Here is an 18,680-nt window from a genome sequence, read left to right as displayed (position 1 = left end):
CCCGGCCTTTCTTCTGTAGTAAGGTAAGGCGCCTGGCAGTTGGGGTAGGGAGTATGGATGGAGTCTGATGTAAAAAAAAAAAAGTTTGGCATCCCTAAAATAGCTTGACATGCCTTCCTTTTCTTCTTAGCATGATCGCCAAAAGGGGGATGATACCTCTGACTTAATAATAAGGAACAATAGATGAAACTCCCAAAGCTTACCGCTGATTTTAAAGATACTTTCAATATGCTGTTCACCGCCCATATGCCCCAGATTATTCAAACGGCCGTTGGATTAGGCGTTTTTGACGCCTTGGAGAGTGGCTCCATGGACACCCATGGCCTTTCCGGGGCTCTTGGGACCGATGCGGGCATGACCCAGGCCCTTCTTGAGATTCTTCGCGAAGGAGGATACCTTTCCGGAGAGGATGGGACGTATGCCCTGAACTCGGTGTCCCGTGAATTTTTCGTCTCATCTTCCCCGGCATTTCAAGGAAAGGTGCTCACAGCCATGGGAAACATGTCCAATCTCTTGAACAACGCCCAACAGATCATGACCGAAGGGGGCGCTGCCCATGATGACAGAGCGTGGGCGAACGGGGAGATGATGGATACCATGCTCCAAGGGGGCCGGGGTGGGAAAATTCAGAGCGCGACGTCGTTCATCGCATCGTTGCCAGAATTTACTTCCATGCGTCGCATGTGCGACATCGCCGGAAGTTTCGGCTATTTTTCCATGGGGATCCTGGACCGGAACCCGGACCTTTCGGCGGTTGTGTATGACTTGCCCGAGGTGGCGGAGGCTGCGGGGCCGTATATCGCGAAAGCGGGTTATGAAGGGCGCCTCGAAGCGCGGGGCGTGGACCTTGAGTCCGGTGAGGACTTCGGGACGGGGTATGACCTGGTGTTTGTCTCCAACTACCTCTACGAGTGGAGCCGCGATCATCGCATCGTTGATTTCCTGAAGCAGGTTCGTGCTGCCTTGAACCCCGGAGGGGTGTTTGTCTCCAGGCACATGACCCTGGACGTCAAGGGAAAAGGCCTGGAAAGGGTTGATCATGGAATTCATGACCCGCCTGGGCGGATATCCCACCCATGCCATCTCCGAAGCTCGGTTAACCGATGCGCTGAAGCAGGCAGGATTCTGTGACGTAACCGTGAGACAACCCGAAGACGGGTCATATGACAACACTCTGGATATCGCCGCTCGCGTGGCCGTTTCCTAATCGACACATTTCCACAGAACCCACGTGGTGTTGACGGGATTACCAATGGAACGAGAGATGCTTCAGCAGAGATCGGATGATGGCACGGCTTTTCTTTTCAGTGATTACAGAAAGACGTCGGAGGCTTCACCCTATGGGGAGATTGCCAGTTCCATGGCCGGGCTTTCGGAAGAGTATGCCAGTTACGAGGTGATCCCTATTCGCCGCGGGCTCCATGTTACCGTGAGCCGGTTCAGTGCCCGCAGGCCGCTGGTCCTTGGTTTGAATGTGCGGGGAGCCCACATCTCGGCGGCTTGGTGCTGGCTGACGATAAGGGCATGGCGATCCTGGACATGACCCGATCCTGGTGTCGAAGCAGCGCCGGCGCTGCAAACGCCAGCTATGCCCCGAATACCTCAGGACGCTGCGAGGCGGTGGGCGATACGGATATCTGTATTGTGGGGCTCTCTGTGGACCCGTCCCTTCTCTACTCCCTGGTGGGGGAAGATGCGTCCTGCCTGCCGCCTCGGCTTCGTCCCATCGCCGAAGGAGAGGGGAGGGACAAGGACAAGTTTACCGTCACCGGAAGCCTCCCCCCCGCCATGCAAGCCGCCTGCCATCAGATACTCTCATGTCCCTTTGACGGTGAGTGTCGGGAGCTTTTCCTCGAGAGCAAAGCCCTTGAGCTTCTCTGCCTCCAGGTGAATGCCCTGGCGCCAGCCCACAGAGAGATAGGCCGGTCTTTTACCCCACAGGAAACCGACAGGATCCATTCCGCAAGGGATTACCTTGTGGCGGACCTGAAAAATCCCCCCTCCATTGCCACGTTGGCCCGTCAGACGGGCATCAACGAGACAAAGCTCAAAGAAGGCTTCCGTCGCGTCTACGGAACCACTGTTTTTGGTTATTTGAGACGTCACAAAATGGAGGTGGCACGCGCCTTTCTGGAGGCGGGGGTGAAAAACGTCAGTGAAGCTGCCTACGACGTGGGGTATGTCAATGTAAGCCATTTTATCTGTGCCTACCGGAAAGCCTTCGGCGTGAACCCTGGTGAGGTTGCCCGGCAGTGTCGTGCTGCTTTTTAAATGCAGAGCAACTGGGTTCATCCGGGGTAACTCAATGACGTGTGCAGTGCTTTATAACCAAGGTGTTGATAAAACATCAGACTAGACCCCGATCTTCAGCTGTAAGTGGATGGTGCACCGTCATGGGGCTCTTTTCTTTTTTCTGTTTTTTTGACCCATGACCAACATAAAGACAGGCTATTTGGGTGATATTTTTTAGGCCCCACTAAAATTATTGCCCATGATGAAAAAAGTGATTAGGATGAATATGGTGCGGTTGTGTCTTGAAATGATGAAATTTAATTTTTGCCTGCCCGTCAGGTCTAACCTTTAATCTAAAGGAGAGAAACACATGGAACCCAACCGATTCGGAACGAGCCGCGAGATGGTCATCGATGAAATCGAGGTGCACGGTATGAGGCAGGTAATGGCCATTGACGAAAAAGGCCTCTACCTCACAACCCCGGATAAGGTGGGCCGCAACCTGGCCGACGTCAACCGCTACGGGGGGCAGCGAAAGCAGTGTATCGAAACCCTGGAGTCCCTGGGGTACGACACCGAAAAGATCCGTAACGAGAACCACCATATCGTGGCGGCCCTTGCGTCAAACGGCCCCGTTGAAAAGAAGCTTAACCCCATCAAGGCCTCTAAGCGCGGGGAGTGATGTCTCCCTCAATGTGTTTGGCGATTACGGCCCCGGTATTTCGGGGCCATTCGCCAGTGCTTGCCAGTTTTGGCCGACGTATTTGCAGACGTGGCTGCAAGTTTACTGTGTGCGGATTCAGGGTTCTCTTGTTTCAACTCTATCGGCAATGTAGCGAACAAGTGCGCTAACGTCGGGATGTGTTTCTGATTTTGCTCTGGCCATTTCAAGGTGACTTTCGTTGAGCACAAACCCCTCTTTTTCAAGGGCCTGGATGTAGCTCACAGGTTGCGAGGCTTCCACGGCAATATCCATCATGGTTTGGTCGAATATGCGGATTTCAGTGAGATCGGATGTGTGGGCTTTTAAAAAGTCAAGGGAACCGAGAGAACCGTATTTGGCAGCATCGTAGTAGTTTCTCTCTTTGATGGTGAACCCCGTGTCTAACAAGTAGTTTAACGTGTCTGGCTCTGCCTTCGTCGTGGTGATGGCCCAGTCCAGGGCATCTCTGCCGCGTAGAGTTTGATGGCTGATGATATCCAAATCTTCGAGCCTTTTCAGCATGTCGATATCGCCATACAGGACCCCATCAAAGAAAAGATTTTCTTCCCTTGCGTTCGTTTTGGTGATGGGAGCCCCAAGTTCAATGATCCAGTCCAAGGTTTCCACCGATCCGGACATGACAGCGGCTGAAAGAATATTCGGATGGCGCGTAACGTCCACTAAGCCCGCATCAACCAGCCGTTTCGCATCAGTTAGATTACGTCGTACGATGCTGTGGAATAAAGTCACATGGTTTCGTGTGTTTAATGGTCGGTTGATATCAATGTTATGTTTCAGGATATAGGCGATCAATGCGTCGATGTCTTCAGTGTTGTAAATATCGAATAACTGACGTGTGACCTTCCTTGGTAAAGACGTGGAAGAAGCAGGCACAAGGTCCGAAGGCACGACCTCTGTGTCGGTTTTTGGAGAGCTTTTTGCCGGTGAGGTAGTGACGTGATTTGTTTGGGGTTTTTTCGAATAGGGAGGAGGGATCATGTCCGTCTTTTGTTTATGGCTTTCTTGCCTGTTTATTTGGATAGGAGCAGAGGCATGAGGCTGAGTATTCTCAAACCGTGTTGGGATCACCATATAGGTCACTATTGATAGTAATATACAGAGGCTGCATACGATTACTTTTTTTTTGTTAAGCATAAGCATTGTTGCCGTTTTTAAATGGTTCTGCGGTTTTTGGGGCGTATCCATGGGGCAAAGTCGGTGTGGCTATTACAATTTTAGGTGATAGTTGGTTTTTGATACTGTTTTTGAAAGGGGGCGCTACTATCTTTCAATGATAGCATCTGTGGGGCATACTTTTACACATTCACCACAACAAATACATTGGTCTGGATCTATGACCGCACATTCACTATCGTTCCACTGATAAATAGCAGACACGGGACATTCATCCTCACAGGCTCGGCAGTTTATGCATTTATCACAGTCAATCATGTAGCAAGACTCTTCCCACCAATTTCGTGAGGTTGTTTTATTCATGACAGCTATTGGTTCTGCTTCAAGGCTCTTTTTTAAAGGTGATAGGAGGGTTGGGTAGGTTGTGAGTGTCGAAATGAATAAATATTTGATGAATTTGCGGCGATCCATTTTTCTCCCTCTTGATGCGTGCAAATTTTATTAGGAGTGCTAAATAAGATTTGTTTCAGCGAAAATATATTTAAAAGCAAGCCTGAGGTCAAGTTTTTTTATCTTGTTGTTTGGCTAGTAGTAATTGTGTGGGGGCATTGGGCTGTATGGCGGTTTGCTGTGACCTGTTTATCAGTTCTTATTGTTAGTTGGGGGCAGCGTTTAAATCCACAGTTCGATATCTCTAATCATAGGAGGGTCGACATAGCCAGGTGTGGTTTATTCGGCAAGCGGCTCGGGGCCTCTCCGGGCATGAAGAGGGGTTGAGGTTCGGGGAACGCTTCAAGACTACGCAGTCCTTGTTCTCAAGGTGCTGCACCCGTCGGTTGTAATCCGCAAGGGGACCTGGTAATCCCTTTCCCTATGGAGGATGAGAAGGGGGAGGGTCATTTTTGCAGGCCGGTAGCTTTTGAGATCGAGCCAGTAAGAGGCAGGCCGTCCCCTGGGAAGTCGTTGAGCTGGCGTGCCTGTTGTGAGCGAGGCACTTTGCTGAAATGTTTTCGGCTTAGAGCAGGCCAGTGGGCTCCATACCTATAAGGGTTCTGCGGGCAGGAACCGCAGATCCACGATGGTTCCCTTTTTATCCGTACTGAGCTTAAAGCCTATCACCTGTTTTTCAAAATGGCAGCGAAGTGTCGCAACCGTATGAGAAGCATTTGTTTCGTGTCTGCTTTTAATTGTTTTTCCCAATGGCCCACCCTGGGAGAGAATGGATAGCCAGGCTGCTTTAAATCTTTCAGGAAGGCCTGCCTCAACCCATCGGAAAACGATGCCTCCAACTTTGTATACGCCTCTTCCAACAGGCACCCGAGGGCTTCCTCTGCAGCTTGAAATGGGTGCTGATCTGTCGCGGATGTTTTTCACCGGCCACCCCTGTCGTTGTCATGCATATCGCCATGGCCGTTAGTGTGGGTATCATTCGCATGTGTCGATTCTTCATAACGGTGAAGTAACTACTCAGCTGCTCCCGGCAGGACCGCCGGCGGCTTTTATTCTGAACGTTTTTTATGAAATGTCCGGGATAGAGAGCAGAAACGCAAGCGCCTGTGTCGTCGATAAATCAGGATACCGGCGTGCCGGGACGGGCAGAGACTGAAGACGATGTGCTGGCCCATGCGACCCCGCAGATGGAGGTTAGTTCTGCCACTTTGTTTTCCGGTATGAGGACAAAGCTGAACGATTCTGTAGGCTGTGTCCTCCTGGTTCGCGTTTCATAGACTTCATTTGGAGGTAACGATGAGTGGGGGCCATTCTCCCTCAGTTTTCGAAAAGGAGGTGGGCTTCCACGCAAAGTGGCGCAGGGAACAGATGCACTGGGGAACAGCTCAGGACTGTTGGAAAAGATCAAGCTCGCACAGGAGCTGGACCGTCAGAGTTTCCAATTGAGGTGGGACGTGACTATCTCTGACCTTACAAAAAAAGGCCCCGAAATTCGGGGCCTTTATTGTGGCTACATGGATGATTTATTTTATCGTGTAGGGGTGGGTAGGGGCGTGCCCGTTACCCTTCGCACTGTTTTTCAAGCTCATCGAACTTGTCGGGATCTGAAAAGGAGAGGTCCACGATGGCCTTGGGGATGGCGCTCTGCTCGCACATGGTGCGGATCTCTTTTTCCACGTCGCTGAAGTACTGGATCTCACGGATGGCATAGATGTGTTCAGCCATCTGGTCCATGGGAATGTCTTCGAGGGCCGGGCCTTCTGCCTCGGCTTTTTTCTTAGCCGCGGCTTCTTCTGCCAGCCGCTGCTGCTCTTTCAGCTCTTCTTCCATGGCTTTTTTGGCTTTGTCGATGTCTGCCTGAGCGATCTGAGCGACCTCAATGATGAGTTCTTCCGGGATATCATTGCTGAAAAGGAATTTTACCTTTTCATGGTCGGGCTTGCCTTCGACGGTTTCAAGCAGAGACAGTACATTGTTTCTTGCCGCGATTTCTGCGGCGATATCCGCATGTACCTGATCCAGTTTTTCCTGGGGAATACCCATGCGCTCCAAGATCACCGGGCTTTCCACGGTCTCTTCAATCAAGAGCCGAATGCCCAGGTCGCCGTCCAGGCCCTTGGCTTTCTGGACAAGCAGATCCAGCTTGGCCTCTTCAAACATTTGGAGCAGGGCGTCTCGCCTGTCCGTTTTCTGGATCCTTTCCCAGGTTTTGCCCAGGTTATCCGTGACCCTGTAGGATGCATGGCAGGGGTTGGCAAGGTCTTCAAGGGTCAGTTCGGAAAGTGCCTTGGTTAGGTCCTTGAGCATGGGCCTTCCAACCTTCAGCATGTCCTCCAAAGCCCATCTCAGTGCCATCATTTTAATTCCGGATTTTGAAACCGCATACCCTTTACCGTCCAGCTCCCCAACTATCTTCTGGACAGTTTTTTCCTTGTTCTCTTCGGTGATGTTCTGTCCCTCAAGGGCAAGCAGATTCTCTTCAATGGCCAACCAAAGGGGCGTCATTACAATCGTCTCTTCATTTGTTGTCATGTTTCTTTTCCTTTTTATCTGGGATGAATCCCCATGGTCCTGAAGTCATTAACAGACACAACATGCTGCCGAATAAAACGCCGGAGGCGTGTCATGCGGGCTCTTGTTTGTGCCAAGCTAACATTATAGGCCCTTTCAAACAAGAGGATTGTACGATGTCATCATTGAAATGAATGATGACATTCAAAGGAACGTCCCTGCACGTTTGACAAAATGTTTCCTCCGTCTGAGGTTAAGGCGGATGAGGAGCGGGTCCCGCGCTGTCGTGACCTCACAACCTCACATGGACAATTTTCATGGCCTTTCTGAAAAACGGCAGCAGGGAGAGGCATCGGAACATTGGAGAGTGCCTGTTCCTGTGGCGGTCAAAGTAGTACCACTCTTTCACAAAACGCAGGCCCAGGCCCCAGGTCTCCAGCTCTTTGCCGGAGACAATGCCCCATTTGAAGGTTGCGTCGTAGTTTTTCACGTCCGGGTGCGCGTTTGAGCTTCTGGCGATAAAGGGGGACATGGCCTCGAAAAGCATGGCGGCATTCGGCACATTTTTTTGGATGGCTTCAAAGAGGGGTTTGATTTCGTCTTCCGTGAAATACATGAGGAGGCCTTCGGCAATGAACAGGGTGGGCCTGTCTTTGGGAATATCGTCCAGCCAGGATATGTCCAGGACGGATGTGCCGATAAAGCGAAACCGGTCTGTCTCCTGGAAGAAACTGCGCCGGATGTCGATGACATCTTTCATATCCAGGTCAAACCAGGTTACGCGGCCGTTATCCAGGCGCAGGAAGCGGGTATCCAGCCCACACCCTAAGTTGACAACCACCGCCTCGGGGTTGGTATCGAGAAATCGGCGTGTCTGCTCGTCAAGGATTTCGGTGCGGATGGCCACCCCGGTCTGGGACATGTCCGACACCTCTTTTTCTCCCGAAAAGTCATGGCCGATTTGCTTCAGGATGTCACACGATAGGGGATCGTGAATGATTCCGTCCGGTCGCTGGGTTTCAAGATACCTTGCCCTTAAGGGGATCAGTAAGGTCTCCGAGACATTTTTCAGCTGCGGTTTTGAGAAAGGGGCGTTCATTGTGTCTCCCTGAACTGGCGTGGGGGTGTTTTGCGATGTGAAATCTTTATAGGATGCACTTTTTCTTGGCTTGCCGTACTACTTTCAATAAGGCGTATGCAGGTCGGTTGTCAAGGGGAATAGATAAAGCAGGAGGTGGATCTTGTGCTTTTCGGAGAGAAGCCTCTGCGCCTTTAAAAAAGAATCGTCATCATCGCGGTAATCCGCGTAAGTAAATATTTGTGTTTTTTTTGCCAGGGCGAGTCATTTCTGACGTGATTTCAATCTCATATAATTCAGAACCTCTTTTGCAAAAGGGTACCCGTCGGAGGAGGCGGAACCGTGTAATTTTTCCGTCCCTCCTTCAAGGGTAAGGACTCCGTCAAATGCAACATTTTCTTTCGCTTTCTGGAGGTGTTTCGGTTGAATGGCGAGCCCCTGCTCCAGGAGAAATGCAACGGTGCGTGTTGTGGTTCTCGGGCTTAAAAGGGCGATATCCAGAGCATCTTTATCATCGAACTCTAATTCGGACAGGGGCAAATGTCGGGCATGGTGGGCCAGGGATTCCAGGCGACCGTGCATGATGGCGTTATACACCGCACGCTTTTCGAACCGGATGCCTGCCTCTTCGAGAATGACAAAACACTCCGGGTCCCAGCACTTCTGTTCAATGGCAATAAGCTCCTTTTCTGTGAAATCATCTGGGGTGATAGTAACACCTTCCTCCTGCAACTTCTTCATGATGTCGGGGCTGCCGGCATAAGCCTGCAGCTTGAATGCCTCTACGCCATCGCGGGGAATAAGGTGTGGGTATGCTTCAACGAGAAAACTCAGAATCTCTTCGTCCCGACTGAGGAGAAGATAGGAAAATAGATCACGGCCGGGCTCATCAAGGGCGGCTCCGGCATCCATCAACTTTTGCAGTATCTCGACGCTGACAGGTTCCGTGGAATGGGTAATCCAGCGCTCACACAACCGAAGGGCATGGGGATCATGTGTGAAGGCGTTTATATCAAGATTATGACGTGAAATATAAGCCAGGAACCCTTCCAGATCGTTGCCTTTGATCAGGGCGTCAAGGTGTTCGGCATGGTGCTTCGGGATCATGCCTTGCACGTGGCTTTCGATCTCATCTTTTGCTGACGTCACCGTGGGGGAGGTCGATGGCTCTTTTCGGGGCTTCGGAACCATAGCTTCACTCTGGATAGCTGAATAATGGTCTGCTGATGTATTCTCAGGTTTCTTTTCGGGATATTCTGTCAATATTGAGCTTGTCTCTGATTTCGGTTCTGAAACGTCAGCATGCTGGCTGTGAAACAACCAGGCAAAAAGAGAGACGCTTAGAATGGTGGCAACAAGAATCGATTTATTCAACGAAACCTCCTCGTACGCATGAGCACTTCATGTGAACCATGACATCTTAGCGTTCACCCACTGGGGTATTTCTGTGTGCCGCCATGGTTTCCCCTTTCAGCAGCATCCGTGTGTAGTCGTGTGAGGGCGAGGCAAAGACGGTGTCTGCTGGTCCCCATTCCACGAGTTTTCCAGCCTTCATCACCGCGATGTCGTGGCTGATGGCGCGGATCACGTCCAGATCGTGACTGATAAAGAGGTAAGAGAGGCCCAGCTTGGCCTGGAGCTCTTTTAATAAGGAGACGATCTGGAACTGGATGTTGCGGTCCAGGGACGAGGTGGGCTCGTCCAGAATCACCAGCTTGGGGGAGAGGGCAAGGGCCCTGGCAATGGCGATGCGCTGCTTCTGCCCCCCTGAGAATTGATGGGGGTACTTCCCCTTGTCTTGGGGGGCAAGGCCCACGTTGGTGAGGCATCGGTCTACCACTTTTTCGGTGTAGGGCCCCGGGTGGTTGAAGGCGCGCAGGCCTTCGCCCACAATATCGCCCACGGTCATCTTGGGGTTGAAGCTGCTGTGGGGATCCTGGAACACCACCTGGATGCTCCGGCGGAGCTGCCTTAAGGGTTCCCCGGTTAGTTCGGATAGGGGCTCTCCGTCGAAGCGCATGGTGCCGGTGGAGGGAATGAGGCGCAGGACGGCCCGGGCCAGGGTGCTTTTGCCGGATCCGCTTTCGCCGACAACCCCTAAGGTGGTGCCCTCGGTGAGGGTCAGGGAGACCCCGTCCACCGCTTTTAAAGGGGGCTCTTTTTTGAACCGGGACTGGCGGGTATAGGTGACGCCGATGCCTTCGAGTTCAAGGAGTTTTTTCTTCTCCCGGGGCGCTTTGACGGGGCCCCCGTGGCTTTTGTTCAGGAGCATCCGGGTGTAGGCGGTTTTGGGGGCGCCAAAGAGTTCGCTTGTGGGGGCGCTCTCCACAATGCGCCCCTCTTTGGCCACCACCACCCGATCGGCATGGGACCGCACCACGGCCAGGTCGTGGGTAATAAGGAGGATGGCGGTGCCGTAACGGTCCCGAACCCCGGTGATGAGGGTGAGGATCTGTTCCTGGAGCGTTGCATCCAGGGCCGTGGTGGGCTCGTCGGCCACGATGAGTTTCGGGTTTCCCATGAGGGCCATGGCGATCATGATGCGCTGTTTTTCTCCGCCGGAGAAGGTGTGGGGCAGATGGCCGATGCGCTTCTCCGGGTGCCTGATCCCGGCATCGCCCAGGAGCTGTACCGCCTTTTCCATGGCTGTTCTGGTGTCCGTCCCTTCCACGATGCGGGCCCACTCCGTCATCTGTCGGCCCACGGGGTGCAAGGGGTTCAGGGAGGTCCCCGGCTCCTGGAAGATGTAAGCGATCTCCCGGCCCCGGTAGCTGCGAAGCACCCGGTCTGATAGGCCGGTGAGCTCGGTGCCGTCAAAGGAGACGGAGCCCCGGACCTGTGCCCCCAGGTGCTTCTGGAGCTGGACAACGGCATGGGAACACACCGATTTGCCGGAGCCGCTTTCCCCCACAAGGGCCACCACCTCGCCCTGGCCCACATCAAAGCTCATGTCGTGAACCGCGGGGCTCAAGCCCTGGCTGGTTCGAAAATCCACGGCCAGGTTCTGGATGGAGAGAAGTGTCATGATGCCTCCTTTTGGATGTGCTTGGGGTCCATGGCGTTTCGGACGCCTTCTCCGATGAGGACCAGCAGGGTGAGCATGGACGCTACGATGGCAAAGGCCGAAAGGCCCAGCCAGGGGGCGTGGAGGTTTGATTTTCCTGCGGCGAGCAGCTCCCCCAGGGAAGGCGATCCCGGCGGCATGCCGAACCCAAGGAAGTCCAGGGAGGTGAGGATGCCGATGGAGCCCGAGAGGATAAAGGGAAGAAAGGTCATGGCTGCCACCATGGCGTTGGGCAGGATGTGGCGGGTGATGATCTCCCGGTCTTTTACTCCCAGGGCCCGTGCCGCCTGCACATAGTCAAGCTGCCTTCCCTTGAGGAACTCGGCACGGACCACGCCCACGAGGCGCATCCACCCGAAAAGGACCATCAGTGCCAGGAGCCACCAGAAGCCCGGGGTCATGAAGCTGTTCATGATGATGAGAAGGTAAAGCATGGGAATGCCCGACCAGATCTCCATGAGCCGCTGGCCCCACAGGTCCACCCGGCCCCCGTAATACCCCTGGATGGCCCCTGCGGCGATGCCCAGGGCCGAAGTGACAAAGGTGAAGGCAAACCCGAAGAGAACCGAGAGGCGAAATCCGTAGAGGATGCGTGCAAAAACGTCCCGGCCCAGATCATCGGTGCCCAGGGGGTTGGCCAGGGAGGGGGCCGTGGGCGGCGGCACGGGCAGGTCGTACCGAATGGTGTCGTAGCTGAAACGCACCGGCGGCCAGAGGATCCAGCCGTCCTCTTCGATGGCATGGATCAGGTAAGGGTCGGAATAACAGGCCTCGGACGGGAGAAACCCTCCGAAATCCCGGTCGCTGTAGGTGGCCAGCAGGGGGAAACAGTGCCTTCCTTTGTAATGAACGTAAAGGGGCGTGTCGTTGGCGATGAGCTCTGCTGCCAGGCTCATGGCAAAAAGAACGCCGAAGACCAGCAAGGAGATAAAGGCGCGCCGGTCTCTCCTGAAGACAGACAGGCGCTTGCGCGTAAGGGGCGATAATTTCATGATGCAGCGTGTATCCATGTGCATGGTTTGGGTGCACGGTTTGGGTCGATGGGTGGGCAAAAAGCTGCCTCCGGCGGCAAGGTGAGCCACCTTGAAAGCTGGTTACCTCAGCGATTTACCCTTCGTTCCTCAGGGGAAATCACTGAGGTGTTCGTGGATTGTCTCTTTGTTTGTAACGAGTAACTATTCAGCTTATGTTTGCCTCCGGCGGCCCTGCCGGAGGCAGGCTTTGAACATGGCAAGCTTTGATCAGCTCCCCGACGACCCGAAGGAGATCCTGGGGTCCACCAGGGTGTAGGTGAGGTCGCTGACGATGCTCAAGGCCAGGCCCATGAGGGTAAAAATGTAAAGGGTGGCGAACATCACGGGGTAGTCGCGCCCCATGGCCGCTTCAAAGCCCATGAGCCCCATGCCGTCCAGGGAGAAGATCACCTCGGTCATGAGGGATCCTGTAAAGAACATGGAGATAAAGGCTGCGGGAAACCCTGAAATCACGATGAGCATGGCGTTTCGGAAGATGTGTCCGTAGAGGATGCGTTTTTCCGTGATGCCCTTGGCCCGTGCGGTGGTGACGTACTGGGCGCTGATCTCGTCCAAAAAGGCGTTTTTGGTGAGCATGGTGAGGGAGGCAAACCCGCCGATGACCATGGTGGTGATGGGCAGCACCATGTGCCAGAGGTAGTCCAGGATCTTTCCCCAGGTGCTGAGCTGGCCAATGTTGTCCGAGACCAGGCCGCGCAGGGGAAACAGGGTCAGGTAGTTGCCCCCGGCCAGAAAGATGATGAGCACGATGGCAAAGAGGAACATGGGCACGGCATCCCCCACGATGACGGCAAGGGAACTCCAGAGGTCGAACCGGCTGCCGTGGCGCACGGCCTTGGCGATTCCCAGGGGGATGGAGATGAGGTAGATGAGCACCGTGCTCCAGACCCCCAAGGAGATGGAGACGGGAAGCTTCTCCTTGATGAGGTCCACCACGCGCTTGTCCCTGAAGAAACTCTCGCCGAAGTCAAAGCACGAAAAATCCCTCAACATAAGGAGGTAACGGGTGAAGACAGGTTTGTCGAAGTTGTAGAGGCGCTCAATCTCCTGGATCACCTCGGGCGGAATTCCGTCGGCCCCTTTATAGGGCGATGACGACTCCCCCAGGGCTTCGTCCGTGTCCGATGGCCCGCTCGTCTCCTGGTTGCCCGTGGCCCGGTCCACGGCCGAGACCTCGGTGCCGCTGAGCCGGGCGATCATGGTCTCCACCGGCCCCCCCGGGGCCGCCTGGACCAGAAAAAAATTGATGGTGATGATGCCCAAAAGGGTGGGGAAGATCAGAAACACCCGTTTGGCGATGTACTCTTTCATAAGGACTCCGAAAAAAACATGCCTTCGGCTCGGGCTGCGCCCGACATGAACGCTGATGGTTTATGCGGACTGGATCGCAAGCTTCGACGTTACAGGATACGTTGTCACCACTTGCCCAGTGTTGATTTAACCGCACGGCCTCCGGCGGCAAGGTGTGCCACCTTGAAAGCACGTTGCGAATGCGCTTTCCCCTTCGTTCCTCAGGGGAAGAGCTTTTGCGAAGCTTTTTGTGAAATTGAGCAAAACCTGTTTGTCAAACTTTTCAAAAGTTTGGCCCCCGGCAGGGCCGCCGGAGGCATTTTTAACTTGGCTGCAGGGGGCTTTTATTAGCTACGTGTTTTAGAGATCAGGCAGTCGGGCATGGCTGCGTCTTTTGCCGGGTCGATCCACCAGGCATTGATGCTCAGGCCGTGGGTGGGCAGTTTGCTTGGCCTGCCGAACCGGTCCCAGTAGGCGATGCGAAAGCGGTCGCTGTAGCCGTCGGGGATGATGTAGTACCCGTTGAGCAGGAGCCGGTCCAGGGCCCGGGTGCGTGCCACCAGGGATTCGCGATCCGGGGCGGCGATGATTTTTTCCACCAGGGCATCCACGGCCGGATCGGCGATGCCGCAGAGGTTGCGGCTCCCTTTGACACCTGCGGTTTCGCTGTGCCACATGCCCCGCTGTTCGTTGCCCGGGGAGAGGGACTGGCGGAACCGGGAAAAGATCATCATGTACTCTCTGTTTCGAACCTTTTGGGTGTAGTGGGTGGAATCCACCAGGTGCAGGGTGAGCTCGATGCCAAGGCGCTTCAGGTTTTGCCTGAAGGGAAGGAATCTTTTCTGGGTGGCCTTGGAGCCCATGAGGATCTCCAGCTTCAATGGTTTGCCGTGTGGGTCCCGCATGGCCCCGTCCTTGAAGGCATACCCTGATTCGGTCAGGATAGCTGCTGCCTGGCGCAGCCGGTTGCGGTCCATGCCCGAGCCGTCTCCTTTGTAGAGGGAAAAGGGGGTGGTGAAGACCTCCGGGGGCACCAGGTCCCTTATGGATTCCAGGGTGTTCAGCTCTTGCCCTTCGGGCAGGCCGCTGCAGGCGAACTCCGAGTTGGAGAAGTAGCTGGTGTGGCGCTTGAGCTGGCCAAAGTAGATTTTGTTGTTGATCCAGTGAAAGTCAAAGGCCCGTGTCAGTGCCCGTCGGACGTTTCGGTCGTTCAAGGGGGGCACCTGGGTGTTCATGATGACCCCGCGCATGCCGGTGGGCATGCTGTGGGGGATCTCCTCTTTTTTGATCCAACCCGTCTCCACGTTTTTTCCGGTGTATCCGCGGTACCAGTTTTTGCCCGCACTCTCCCCTTGAAGGTCGTAGTGGCCTGCCTTAAAGGCTTCGAAGGCCACGGTGCGGTCCTTGAAGTACTCAAACACCATGCGGTTGAAGTTGTAGCGCCCTTTGTTGACGGGCAGGTCTTTGCCCCAGTAGCCCGGAACGCGTTCGTAGCTGATGCGCTTGCCCGGTTCCACGGCCGAGATGCGATAGGGGCCGCTTCCCAACGGTGGTTCCAGGGTGCTTTTGGACAGGTCCCTGTGTTGCCAGTAGTGGGCGGGCAGCACCTTGAGCTGGCCTGCGATATAGGGAAGCTCTCGGTTGTGGCTCCTTTTTCTTGAAGTGGAACTTGACGGTGTGGGGCCCCAGGGCCTCCACGCGATCGATGCCTTTGAAGTAGTTTTTGTAAAAGGGGCTTTGCTCGGTGACGGCCGCAAAGCTGAAGCAGACATCCTCGGACGTCACCGGGTGCCCGTCGTGGAATTTTGCACCATGTCTCAGGTGGAAGACAGCCCATGCGTTGTCGTCTGCCACGGTGAGTGTTTCGGCCAGCAGGCCGTAGGAAGAGGATGGCTCGTCTCTGGAGGACTCCATGAGGGTGTCGTAAATGACGCTGATGCCTGCGGCGCAGCGCCCTTTGACGGCCACGTCGTTGACATTGTCAAATGTTCCCACCATTCCCCGACGGTAGGTGCCTCCTTTGGGGGCGCCCGGGTTGGTGTAGTCAAAGTGGGTGAAGTGTTCGCCGTATTTCGGGGTGCCGATGAGGGCAATGGCGTGGCTTGTCTGCTCCCCGGCCGTGGCCGGCAGGGTGCCGGCCAGGAAGAGGAGAGCTGCCGCGCTAACATGTATCAGGCGGCGCTTCATAAAGCCTCCTCGGTGTCGGGGGCGTAGACGGTGATGAACCCTTTGATGCCGGTTAAGGTCTCTTTGGCCAGGGCGTTGAGGTCGTCAACGGTTGTGTTTTGAAGCATCTGCTTTCGGCTGAGCACCTCGCTCAAGTCCCAGTTGTGGTCCAGGGAGGTGGCGATGGTGTTGAGCCAGTATCGGTCTTTTTTCTCGACTTGGGCCAGGGTGGTGAGGCTCTGCTTAACGGCCAGATTCATCTCCTGCTGCGTGACCCCTTTTGTTCCCATGTCCCGGATCATGCTCTCGGTGAGGGGGATGAGTTCATCCACGCGTTGGGGATCGCAGGTGAAGGAGACGGATGCCTTGAAAGGGTGGTGGGGCTCCGGCCTGGAGGCGAGGGGCGCCGTGGATGGAGTATAGCCCGCTTCTTTTCACCTGCACCGAGAGCCTGAGCCTTCGTGAGAGGATGCGCCGGAGGACGGAGAGCTGAACGCTCCGTTTGTGGGAAAAGGGCGCTTCGGCTTCGTAAAAGGCGGAGACCGAGGCCCGGTCCGTAAGGTCTCCCTTGCCGGTGATGCGGATGCTTTCGGGACTGCCTACGGCTTTGAGCCGGAGGCCCCGGTCCACTTTGGTTTTTCGGTTTGCTGCGGCGGGCAGGTCGCCCAGGTAGCGCGCTGCCAGGGTGGCGATCTCCTCGGGGTTCACATCCCCCACCACGGTGAAGGTAAAGGCAGAAGGGGAGACGAAGAAACCTGTGTAGTCGGCAAGGAGGGCTTTGGGGGTGAGCCCCTCCAGGTCCTCAATGGCAAGGGGCTGGTCCCGGAATTTGTCGTTGTGGCGGGCCTCGGCAGCGTCTGCCGTAAAGCAGAATTTTTTGTCATGGGCCCTGGCGTTGATGGCCTGGGTCGTCCGAGCTTTATGGATGGCCAGCGCCTTGGCTGAAACATTTGGGGCGGTGAAGTAGAGGCGAAGCATCTGAAAGAGGGTCTCGGCTTCTTTGGTGGCGCCTCCGCCTGTGAGAGAGGTGGTGTCGGCTTCGATGGAAGGGGAGATGTTGATGTTCCGGCCTGCGAGGAACCGGTTCAGCTCGGTTTGGGGGATGCCCGCAAACCCGCTCTGGTTCACGAGGCCGGCGGCCATGCCCACGCGCTTGTAGTCGGCATCCGCCACGCCGGAGAGCCCGCCAGTGGCCGTGCCTCTGATCAGAAATTCACCGGGTGCGTTGGTTGTTGGTTTAATAACGAAACGGGTCCCGTTGGAGAGGGTGACGGCCTGGCCGCCGATGACGGGCATTTTTTCTTTTGTATCGACGTCTCCGCCTTTGGGGGGGGCGGCGACAAGGGCGGTGATAGCCGGTGCGTAGGGCGAGCGCGCCAGGCTCTTTTTCATGAACTCTGGTGATCAGGTTCATGATTTCCTGTTTGGTAAGCGTTTCGGTCTTTCGTTTCTCAGGGAAGGTGAAGATAACCGAGCGGCTGTCGGAGGCAAGGAGCTTGTTGAAGGCCCGGTTGAGGTCGGCTGTGGTGATGGTGTCGGCCGCCTTCAGGTAGAGGGCCAGGTCCTGATTTGGGTCGGTGAGGGCCCCGCCGTGGATGTCGAATTCACAGATGGCTGTGGCATGGTCCGATGACTCCACGCGGCGATCGGGCCGGGCTGCCTCGGTGAGGGCTTTTTGAAAGGCGGTTTTCTGCTCTGCCAGCTCCTCGTCCAGGAAGCCAAAGCGGCGGACCCGTTCCATCTCGGCGTAGAGACCGGAAAGGCCCTTGGAGACGCTTCCTTTGACGGGGCGGGCCATGAACCGTGCCGTGTGCAGCTCGCTCTGAACATCTGTTACGCGGGCATAGGCGCGCAGCAGGGGCAGCTCTTGATCGGTGATTTTTTTTCGAACACGCCGGTTAAAGGCGGCAAAGGCCAGCTGCTCGGTGAGGTCCCGCTTGAACCCTTCGACAGTGGTGGTGGGCTTGCGCAGGAAGAAGTGGTCAATAGCCACGGTTCCTGCGGTGAGTTCGGGGTCGGTGATGGTGGTGACGCGCAGGCCAGGGGTAAGGGGGACCTCCTTTGATGCGGCGGTACGGGCCTTGCGGGGTGCAATGCCGCCCATGGCCTTTTCAATGCGCTTCTGCATGTCGACTGCGTCGATATTGCCCACAACCACTACGGCCATGCGGTCCGGGGTGTAGTTGGCGTCGTAGTATCCTTTGAGCAAGGCGCGGTTGGCACCTTTAACCACGGGCATCAGGCCGATGGGATCACGCAAGGGGTAGCGGGACCCGGACAGGAGCACGGCCCGGCTTTTGTCGCCCACGCGCTTTCTTACCCCGTCTCTCATGCGCCACTCTTCGACAATCACACCCTTTTCTTTTTCGATTTCGCCCTCATCAAAGAGCAGGCCGTCTGCCCAGTCACCCAGGACCAGGAAGGCTTTGTCCAGGAGCTCGGGGCGGTCCAGTGGGATGCTGAGCTGGTAATTGGTGACGTCGGTGGCGGTGTAGGCGTTGGTGTGGGCTCCGAAGGTGAGGCCTGCCTCTTCCAGGAAAGCGATAAGCTCGTTGTGTTCAAAGTGACGGATCCCGTTGAAGGCCATGTGCTCCACGAAGTGGGCGAGGCCTCGCTCTTCTTCGGTTTCGTTAAGGGAGCCTGAGCGGACGTTGAGCCGCAGTTCCACGCGGTCCTTGGGGTAGGGGTTTTGCAGAATGTAGTACCGGAGGCTGTTGGCAAGCGTGCCGGTGATCACCTTCTCGCTCATGGGCAGGGGCACGGTTTCTTGATGGGCGGGTTTGAAGGGCCCGCAGCCTCCGCCCAAAACCAACAGGGCGATGAGAAAGAATAGAAAAGGGGTTTTGCGTCTCCCGCCGGGGGGCAGGGGGGCGCAGGGGCGTTCCGTTTTGGGGGTGCACTTCATGGGCCGTTTACTCCGTAAAAAGTGAATCGTAAGGGCTCGGAAAAAAACAGATCCCTGCCTGTCGTACCGATGTTGCTCGGTGTCGCTTACAGGATCTTATTTTGACTTCCGTT

At 55.4% G+C, this 18,680-nt stretch carries 15 protein-coding genes and 1 pseudogene; 3 read left to right on the top strand and 13 right to left on the bottom strand.

Going from position 1 to position 18,680, the window contains the following annotated elements; genetic code table 11:
- Positions 1-183 precede the first annotated feature (183 nt).
- The 3 genes from ACOYW1_RS18005 (at position 184) to ACOYW1_RS17995 (ending at position 2,914) form a co-directional block, all read left to right on the top strand.
- A complete protein-coding gene (locus ACOYW1_RS18005; protein ID WP_482419143.1) occupies positions 184-1,131 on the top strand; it encodes a methyltransferase in 948 nt (315 codons plus the stop codon).
- 372 nt (positions 1,132-1,503) lie between these two features.
- On the top strand, positions 1,504-2,271 hold the full coding sequence (locus ACOYW1_RS18000) for a helix-turn-helix transcriptional regulator (RefSeq protein ID WP_482419142.1): 768 nt from the start codon (positions 1,504-1,506) through the stop codon (positions 2,269-2,271).
- 331 nt (positions 2,272-2,602) lie between these two features.
- The gene (locus ACOYW1_RS17995; protein ID WP_482415461.1) at positions 2,603-2,914 is read left to right on the top strand and encodes a hypothetical protein; all 312 of its coding nucleotides are present in this window, start codon (positions 2,603-2,605) and stop codon (positions 2,912-2,914) included.
- A gap of 117 nt (positions 2,915-3,031) precedes the next feature.
- Here ACOYW1_RS17995 and ACOYW1_RS17990 read toward each other — a convergent pair whose 3' ends face one another.
- The 13 genes and pseudogenes from ACOYW1_RS17990 to ACOYW1_RS17930 all read right to left on the bottom strand — a co-directional run bounded on the left by ACOYW1_RS17990 (position 3,032) and on the right by ACOYW1_RS17930 (position 18,567).
- Positions 3,032-4,027, bottom strand: a complete 996-nt coding sequence (locus ACOYW1_RS17990) for a hypothetical protein (RefSeq protein WP_482419141.1) — start codon at positions 4,025-4,027, stop codon at positions 3,032-3,034.
- 189 nt (positions 4,028-4,216) lie between these two features.
- Entirely contained in the window at positions 4,217-4,387 is a 171-nt protein-coding gene (locus ACOYW1_RS17985) for a 4Fe-4S binding protein (RefSeq protein ID WP_482423754.1), read from the bottom strand.
- A 1,692-nt stretch (positions 4,388-6,079) separates the two neighbouring features.
- On the bottom strand, positions 6,080-7,051 hold the full coding sequence (locus ACOYW1_RS17980) for a hypothetical protein (RefSeq protein WP_482419140.1): 972 nt from the start codon (positions 7,049-7,051) through the stop codon (positions 6,080-6,082).
- 271 nt (positions 7,052-7,322) lie between these two features.
- The gene (locus tag ACOYW1_RS17975) at positions 7,323-8,129 is read right to left on the bottom strand and encodes a class I SAM-dependent methyltransferase (protein WP_482419139.1); all 807 of its coding nucleotides are present in this window, start codon (positions 8,127-8,129) and stop codon (positions 7,323-7,325) included.
- 243 nt (positions 8,130-8,372) lie between these two features.
- The gene (locus tag ACOYW1_RS17970) at positions 8,373-9,482 is read right to left on the bottom strand and encodes a hypothetical protein (RefSeq protein ID WP_482419138.1); all 1,110 of its coding nucleotides are present in this window, start codon (positions 9,480-9,482) and stop codon (positions 8,373-8,375) included.
- Between the two features lie 46 nt (positions 9,483-9,528).
- Complete coding sequence (locus ACOYW1_RS17965; RefSeq protein WP_482419137.1) at positions 9,529-11,133, bottom strand: ABC transporter ATP-binding protein; 1,605 nt, start codon at positions 11,131-11,133, stop codon at positions 9,529-9,531.
- Positions 11,130-12,164: an ABC transporter permease gene (locus ACOYW1_RS17960; protein WP_482419136.1), complete on the bottom strand. Its 1,035-nt coding sequence runs from the start codon at positions 12,162-12,164 to the stop codon at positions 11,130-11,132. Before ACOYW1_RS17960 ends, ACOYW1_RS17965 begins: the two co-directional genes overlap by 4 nt.
- A gap of 249 nt (positions 12,165-12,413) precedes the next feature.
- The gene (locus ACOYW1_RS17955; protein ID WP_482419135.1) at positions 12,414-13,517 is read right to left on the bottom strand and encodes a microcin C ABC transporter permease YejB; all 1,104 of its coding nucleotides are present in this window, start codon (positions 13,515-13,517) and stop codon (positions 12,414-12,416) included.
- Positions 13,518-13,843: 326 nt separating this feature from the next.
- The gene (locus tag ACOYW1_RS17950; protein ID WP_482419134.1) at positions 13,844-15,103 is read right to left on the bottom strand and encodes an extracellular solute-binding protein; all 1,260 of its coding nucleotides are present in this window, start codon (positions 15,101-15,103) and stop codon (positions 13,844-13,846) included.
- Positions 15,104-15,146: 43 nt separating this feature from the next.
- Positions 15,147-15,410: pseudogene (locus ACOYW1_RS17945) on the bottom strand (ABC transporter substrate-binding protein); the annotation flags it as partial.
- A gap of 269 nt (positions 15,411-15,679) precedes the next feature.
- Positions 15,680-15,994, bottom strand: a complete 315-nt coding sequence (locus tag ACOYW1_RS17940) for a hypothetical protein (RefSeq protein WP_482419133.1) — start codon at positions 15,992-15,994, stop codon at positions 15,680-15,682.
- Entirely contained in the window at positions 15,987-16,958 is a 972-nt protein-coding gene (locus ACOYW1_RS17935; protein ID WP_482419132.1) for an insulinase family protein, read from the bottom strand. The genes ACOYW1_RS17940 and ACOYW1_RS17935 overlap by 8 nt, the downstream gene beginning before the upstream one ends.
- The gene (locus ACOYW1_RS17930; RefSeq protein WP_482419131.1) at positions 16,900-18,567 is read right to left on the bottom strand and encodes a M16 family metallopeptidase; all 1,668 of its coding nucleotides are present in this window, start codon (positions 18,565-18,567) and stop codon (positions 16,900-16,902) included. Before ACOYW1_RS17930 ends, ACOYW1_RS17935 begins: the two co-directional genes overlap by 59 nt.
- Between the last annotated feature and the right edge of the window lie 113 nt (positions 18,568-18,680).

Source organism: Desulfoluna sp. CYM3A, assembly GCF_056829965.1.
The sequence above is the reverse complement of the archived record's forward strand: the minus strand, read 5'-3'. Positions and strand labels throughout refer to the sequence as shown.